At 52.0% G+C, this 6,695-nt stretch carries 8 protein-coding genes; all 8 read right to left on the reverse strand.

The features are described from left to right. Window positions 1-5 precede the first annotated feature (5 nt). Window positions 6-404 carry a holo-ACP synthase gene (gene acpS, locus VLH40_07765; GenBank protein HSV31898.1) on the reverse strand — a complete coding sequence of 133 codons (399 nt, stop codon included), beginning with the start codon at window positions 402-404 and terminating at the stop codon, window positions 6-8. Then, entirely contained in the window at window positions 401-2,485 is a 2,085-nt protein-coding gene (gene fusA, locus VLH40_07770) for an elongation factor G (protein HSV31899.1), read from the reverse strand. The genes acpS and fusA overlap by 4 nt, the downstream gene beginning before the upstream one ends. Before the next feature lie 138 nt (window positions 2,486-2,623). Further along, window positions 2,624-2,761, reverse strand: coding sequence for a hypothetical protein (locus tag VLH40_07775; protein HSV31900.1), 138 nt, complete (start codon window positions 2,759-2,761; stop codon window positions 2,624-2,626). After that, window positions 2,758-3,519: a diadenylate cyclase CdaA gene (gene cdaA, locus VLH40_07780; GenBank protein HSV31901.1), complete on the reverse strand. Its 762-nt coding sequence runs from the start codon at window positions 3,517-3,519 to the stop codon at window positions 2,758-2,760. The genes VLH40_07775 and cdaA overlap by 4 nt, the downstream gene beginning before the upstream one ends. Before the next feature lie 23 nt (window positions 3,520-3,542). Further along, the gene (gene argF / locus VLH40_07785; protein ID HSV31902.1) at window positions 3,543-4,478 is read right to left on the reverse strand and encodes an ornithine carbamoyltransferase; all 936 of its coding nucleotides are present in this window, start codon (window positions 4,476-4,478) and stop codon (window positions 3,543-3,545) included. A gap of 19 nt (window positions 4,479-4,497) precedes the next feature. After that, a complete protein-coding gene (locus VLH40_07790; GenBank protein HSV31903.1) occupies window positions 4,498-5,571 on the reverse strand; it encodes an alanine racemase in 1,074 nt (357 codons plus the stop codon). A gap of 171 nt (window positions 5,572-5,742) precedes the next feature. Then, window positions 5,743-6,138, reverse strand: coding sequence for a 30S ribosomal protein S9 (rpsI, locus tag VLH40_07795; protein ID HSV31904.1), 396 nt, complete (start codon window positions 6,136-6,138; stop codon window positions 5,743-5,745). Window position 6,139: 1 nt separating this feature from the next. Further along, window positions 6,140-6,583: a 50S ribosomal protein L13 gene (gene rplM / locus VLH40_07800; protein HSV31905.1), complete on the reverse strand. Its 444-nt coding sequence runs from the start codon at window positions 6,581-6,583 to the stop codon at window positions 6,140-6,142. Window positions 6,584-6,695: the final 112 nt, after the last annotated feature.

Genomic DNA, 6,695 nt, shown 5'->3' on the forward strand with positions numbered 1-6,695 from the left:
CTTCCTCAAGCCTGTTTCCGCCCCTTCACCAGCACTCCGACCGCCATTGCGACGACCAAGTTTCCGGTATGAGAGAGGGACAACTGTATGTCCGAGAGTACTTTTCGTACCTCCAAAGGTACGCTGACCCATGGATGTCCATCAGAATCATGCCTGATCTCTATCGATTTCCAAAGAGGCTTGATCCCAGTCTGGAGCAGGATTTTCTTCACCGCTTCCTTGGCGGCAAATATGGCGGCAACACCCTCACAGAATCGCCGCCTGGTCCCTTTCCGGTAATAATCAATTTCTTCGAAGGTAAAGAGCCGCTCCAGAAAACGATCTTCAAAGTGGGTGAGCACTCTCTCGATTCGATCTTTTTCCACCAGGTCAATCCCGATGTAAAGCACTGAATCTTCCATCATTCCTGGGCTTTTTCCCGCTGCGCCTTCGTTATGATCCCTTCAGCGATTTGCGCCGGGATTTCTTCATAATGGGAAAAGCGCATAATAAAGGACGCCCGACCCTGCGTGATCGACCGGAGATCGACCGAATAACGAAACACTTCGGCCATCGGAACCTGGGCGCGAATGATCTGGACACCGTCCTCCGGGTCCATTCCCAGGATTTTGCCCCGCCGGCTGTTGAGGTCTCCAATGACATCACCCATAAAATCTTCCGGAACCCGAACCTCACAATTCACGATCGGCTCAAGCAGCACCGGATTCGCATCCTGACTCGCCTTCTTGAAGGCCATCGAACCAGCGATTTTAAAGGCCATGTCCGAAGAGTCCACCGGGTGGAATGAGCCGTCGAAGACGGTCACCCGGACGTCAGTAACCGGGTATCCAGCCAGAATACCTTCCTGCATGGCCTCCAGAATGCCCTTTTCCACCGACGGAATGTAGTTGCGAGGAATGCTCCCACCGACGATTTTATCGACAAACTCAAAGCCTTCGCTTCTGGCTATCGGCTCAAGTTCGATCCAGCAGTGACCATACTGACCTCGTCCACCGGATTGCCGCTTGTATTTTCCTTCAGTCTTGGTCGATCCTTTAATGGTTTCCTTGTAGGAAACCCGGGGAACGGTCAATGAAACATCAACACCGAATTTTCGTTTCATTTTTTCCGCCAGCACGTCAAGATGGATATCTCCCAACCCGGCTACGATTTCTTCTTTTGTATCGGTATTTCTTTCCATCTTGATCGTAAAGTCTTCTTCGAGGAGTCTTCCCAGAGCCTGGCTGATTTTGTCTTCATCCCCCCGGCTGAGTGGCTTCACAGCAGCCAGGTAATTCGGTTCCGGAAATTCGATAACGGGGAAGACGATCGGATCGTTCTTGTCCGAGAGACTGTCCCCGGTGTAGATTCCGCTGATCTTGGCTAAGGCCGCGATATCTCCGGCTCCGACCTCGCTGATGATTTCCTGGTTTTTCCCCCGGAGGGAGATCAACTGCCCGATCTTCTCTTCGGAATCCCGGGTCGCATTGTATAGGCGGGCATCGGCAGACAGGAGCCCCGAATACACTCGGATGATCGCCAGTTTCCCGACATACGGATCGCTAATGATCTTAAAAACCTGAGCCGAGAAAGGAGCTTCCCGGGCTGGGACCCGCTCAGCAGGTACGTTCGTTTTCGGATTGATTCCGGAAACGGGGGGCATATCTTCCGGCGAGGGCAGGTAATCGGCCATGAAATCCATGAAGAGAGTCACACCGAAATTCAGTAGTCCCGAACCACAGAGGACCGGAAAAACTTTTCTCTGCCTGATGGCCTCTTTCAGGCTTTTCTCCAGCAGAGTCGGTTCGATCGTTTTTCCTTCAAGATACATATTCAGGAGTTCATCGCTGGTTTCGGCGATATTTTCCAGCATCGCTTCCCGAAATTCAGCTACCGCTTCTTTCATCTCATCCGGAACAGCTTCCTCCCGGACCCCTTTCCCTTCTTTCTCGAAATAGTAGGCCTTCTGAGTCAGGAGGTTAATGATCCCCCTAAAATCCGATTCCTTGCCGATGGGGAGAAACAAGGGGGTAATCCGCTCGGAAAGTTTCTCCTGGAGGGATTTCAGTACCTTTTCGTAATTTGCCCCCTCCCGATCGATCTTGTTGATGAAAATGACCACGGGGAGGTTTTTTTCCTGCAGACTTTTCCAGGATCGCTCCGTCCCGACCTCAACACCGGATACAGCACAAACCAAGAGAGCTCCGCCATCGATCGCCCGCAGAGCACCCATAACATTTCCGATGAAATCCGCATAACCGGGGGTATCGATGAGGTTAACCTTCCGATCCTTCCACTCAAAGGGGATTACGGATAGATCGATAGACAGCCTCCGCTTGATCTCTTCCGGTTCCCAATCGGAAACCGTATTACCCTCCTCCACTTTTCCCCGCCTGGTGGTCACTCCCGCATTGAAAAGCATCGACTCAGACAAGGTGGTTTTACCGGCGCCGGCATGGGAAAAAAACCCGATGTTCCGGATGCTGCGTCCTTCATGCTTTTTCAATTTTAATTCCTCCCTTCCCGTCATGCTCCCATTGGTGTTCGGATTTTTCCGTGACGCTGGTCAGGTGGCCGAAATTGATATTATCCTTTAGGGGAAATGTCCTTTCCAGCAATGCGTGGCCTCAGGCGTTTACAGATTTCACCGGTGCCATTCACTTAACAGGAACAACAGCAGACTCCCCGTTAAAAGAAGGGCGTAAAGCCCGACCTGCCGATCCCGCATCACCGCGGTCAGGCGTTTTCGCAAGGCAACCGGCCAATCTCTCAGGAAGCTCACCGATCAACCTCCCTATACAGAATCCTGATCATCTTCTTCAGGGCTCCCGCCTCGATATCCCAGGCTATGCGCCCCTGGACGGCAAGAGATACTTTTCCGGTCTCTTCCGAGACGACAATGGACAACCCGTCGGCTTGTTCAGTGATCCCGACGGCCGCCCGGTGCCTGGTTCCGACCAGCTTCTTCATTTCCACACGTTCGGCCAGCGGAAGAATGCAACCGGCAGCCACAATCCGATTTTCCCTGACAATAACCGCTCCGTCATGCAGTGGAGACTCAAGCAAGAAAACCGAATAGGCCAACTCCGGTGAAAACAGGGCATCAATCAGAATGCCGGTCTGAATAAAATCCCACAAGTTGTTTTTGCGTTCCAGTACGATCAGGGCCCCGATTTTTTTTCGGGACAGCGTCTGACAGGCCAGAACCACATCGTCGATGAACTTTCCCCGGATTTCTTCATTCCCGATATAATGTCCTCCCACACCTGGACTGCTATGATAGGTCCGGTTGAAGTAAATCCTTCGCAATTCCGGCTGGAAAATGACCGCCACCGCGGCGGCGTAAGAAAAAACCAGAAATTTCCAGAACAAGCTGAGTTCGTGAAAACCGGCAAGGTTCGACAGCCCGGCTGAAATAAACAACACGATCAGGAAACGAAGCGGTCCGAACAGGGCACTGTCTTTAGTCAAAGAAAAAACCCGATAAGAAAAGTAAAAGATAATGATAAAGAAAACCAAGAAACGTAGATGGCTGATCACGGTCACCTAAGGGAATCCGTCAACTAAGGAATGAAAAGGTTTAACAGTGCTTTTTGAGCATGGAGACGGTTTTCCGCCTGATCAATGCAGACCGATTGCGATCCGTCGATGACCGGATCGGTGATTTCCTGACCCCGGTGGGCTGGCATGCAATGCATAACTATCGCGTCCGGGGCGGCCAAATCCACCAGCGCTTCGTTAACCTGATAGGGGGGGAAAATTTCCAACCGGCGGGCGAGTTCTTCTTCCCTACCCATGCTCGCCCACACATCGGTATAGACGACTTGGGCCCCCCGGATAGCCTCCCGCGGGTCATGCTCGTACCGAAGCATCCCACCTGATTTCCGGATGCTCTCCTCGGCCTGTTGTCGAATCTTCTGGTTGGGCAGGTATCCATCAGGCGTACAAACGGTCAATTGCAATCCGCAAACAGCGGCGACTATGATCCATGAATTACAGACGTTGTTGCCATCACCGATAAAACAGATGGGTAGATCCAGCAGTTTTCCTTTTTTTTCCAGCACAGTCAAGAGATCGCCCAAGATTTGGCAGGGATGATGAAGATCGGACAATCCGTTGAACACCGGCACGTCGGAATATTCAGCCATTTCCAGCACATTCTGGTGAGCGAAGGTCCGGACCATGATTCCATCGACCATTCGACTCAACACCCTGGCAACGTCTTTGATCGCTTCCCGTTTGCCCAGTCCGACTTCCTGGGGTCCGAGATACAAGCAAGTCCCACCCAGTTGCTTCATGGCCATTTCAAAGGACACCCTCGTCCGAAGGGAAGGTTTTTCAAAAAGGAGGGCCAGGGTCTTGCCCTGATGGATGTCCAGCGTTTCTCCGAGGAAATAGCGTCTTTTCAGAGACACCGCCGTATCTAAAAAATAAAGGATTTCCTCCGCGGAGAAATCCGCCAGATCGAGAAAATCTTTACTACGAAACGCCCCGTTCATATTCGACCACCCTCTCGGGTTAAAGATATACTTTGTCGACATAAGGAGACAGGAAGGCCCGGAGCACCGTCCCATATCCGGCTCTGAAGCGAATTATACAACCCGGGGTAACCGGGGAAGCGTTCCTGCTGACCTCAAGCACCAAATAATTACTGGTGGCTCCGACTATTTTAACATGATCATCAAGCAAATATAACTGTGTCTCATCCACATCCTGAAGTCCGCAGGCAGCCAGGGCCCGCTTCCCGCTGGTCCGGAAACGACGTTCCCCCGCAGTTCTTCCAAAAGCGTCATATCCCCTGACCGCGGTTTCCGCCGGATTTTTGCTTTTGACCTCGACGATTTCGGCTGACAGAAAAAAAGTGTCCTGTTCCAGCCAGGCGAATGATTTCTTGCGGCTGATGTCCGTTCCAAATAGCCAGGCTTCTCCACAGCGGATTTCATCGACAGCCTCCGGTGCTGCGGCTCCCTCCCACAATGAGAGGAAAGTCGTTCCTCCCACCGAAATCTTGAACTCAGGCGGACCGGCGGCATCAGACAGTTCATCTCTCAATTTCCGGAGACGTTCGATCACCGGAGGTTGTGGAAGCACACCACTCAAACAGGCAAGTGTCGTACTCAGTCCATTGACGCGTATCCCTTCCAGAGTTTTCAGGAAAGTCCTCTCTTCCAGAATTTCTTCCGGCAGAAAACCTTCCCGACCGTCACCCGCTTCCACGGATAGAATTACGGGGGTCACCTTTTTCCGTCTATGGGAAAGCACGGAGAGGTGTTCGAGAATTTCTTTATGCGAAACATGGGGAACGACATCCGCCTCCACCAGGCGGGCCAACTCAGAACACATGGGCATCCGGATCAACTGCAGCTCCACCCGGTTTCCAAAAATTCGGCGCAGCCGCAAGAGATTATCCAGGTTAGCGTCGGCAAACTTCGCATATCCCGCTTCCCAAAGCAGCTCGACTATCTTCCGGTCGGCACAGAAGCCCTTGGTCACGGCAACGGTCTCCGTGCTCCTCTCCCGGCCCTTTTCAAGAAGCCTAACCATATTCCTGAGTAAAGGCGAAACCATGATTTCAAGCCGGGGATACGACAAACCGGATCCTCCTTAAAAAAACAAAGAGGTTTAATAAAGGTTGGGTACAAGTTGAAGCTAATTTTGTCATTACCTTAGCTGAACCTTCTCCAAGTTTGTTTTGAGCTTTCTCCTCCAAAAAGTCCGGAAACAAAAAAGCCCCCGTAACCGGGGGCCGGAAACACGCCAAGATCATCTCTTGGAGAATTGGAAACGAGCTCGGGCACCGCGTAAACCGTATTTTTTCCTCTCCTTCATGCGGGAATCCCGAGTAAGCAGTCCGGCTTTTTTCAACGCCGGTTTCGTTCTTTCGTCAACTTCGACCAAGGCTCTGGCAATCCCCAGCGCAACCGCTCCGGCTTGACCGGTCAAGCCACCGCCTTCGGCTGTAGCTTCGACATCGAAGCGAGTTTCGGTTCCCGTGGTGACCAGCGGCTTCAGGGCTTGGATCTGCCAGGATGGCCGGGTAAAGTACTGTTCAACCGATTTCCCGTTGACTATGACCTTCCCGTTGCCCAGCATCAACCTGACCCTGGCAATCGAGGTTTTCCGTCGTCCGGTGGCGTAATAGCTGACCGTAATGTTCACATCATTCACTCCTTATTTCCAGAGGAATCGGGGTTTGCGCTTCATGCGGATGAGCAGGTCCACTGTAGACCTTGAGCTTCCTGATTAACTTCCTACCCATACGGTTATGGGGTATCATACCCCACACCGCGCGGCGAATGACCTCCTCGGGCCGTCGCTTGATCAGGTGACCAAGCGTTTCGGACCGGAACCCCTTCGGATAACCGCTGTGACGGCGGTAAAGTTTTTGGTCCAGTTTCTTTCCAGTCGTCTGTATTTTTTCGGCATTGACCACGATCACGAAATCACCGGTGTCCAGGAAAGGCGTGTACACTCTTTTGTTCTTTCCCATCAAAATCACGGCAATTCGGGAGGCGAGCCTTCCGAGGACACAATTCTGAGCGTCGACGACAAACCACTTGTGCTCTATGTCCTTTATCGTTGGGAGATAGGTTTTTGTCTGCATTGTGTCATTCCTCCACGGTATACAAAACACGTCCGATTCTAATGAAGGCTACGGAAAAAGTCAAGCCGACTGTCATCATACCACAGGAAAGCCCTTTTGAGCAATCGGGGAT

This window comes from Atribacteraceae bacterium (assembly GCA_035477455.1).
In the GTDB taxonomy this organism is placed as follows: Bacteria; Atribacterota; Atribacteria; order Atribacterales; family Atribacteraceae; genus DATIKP01.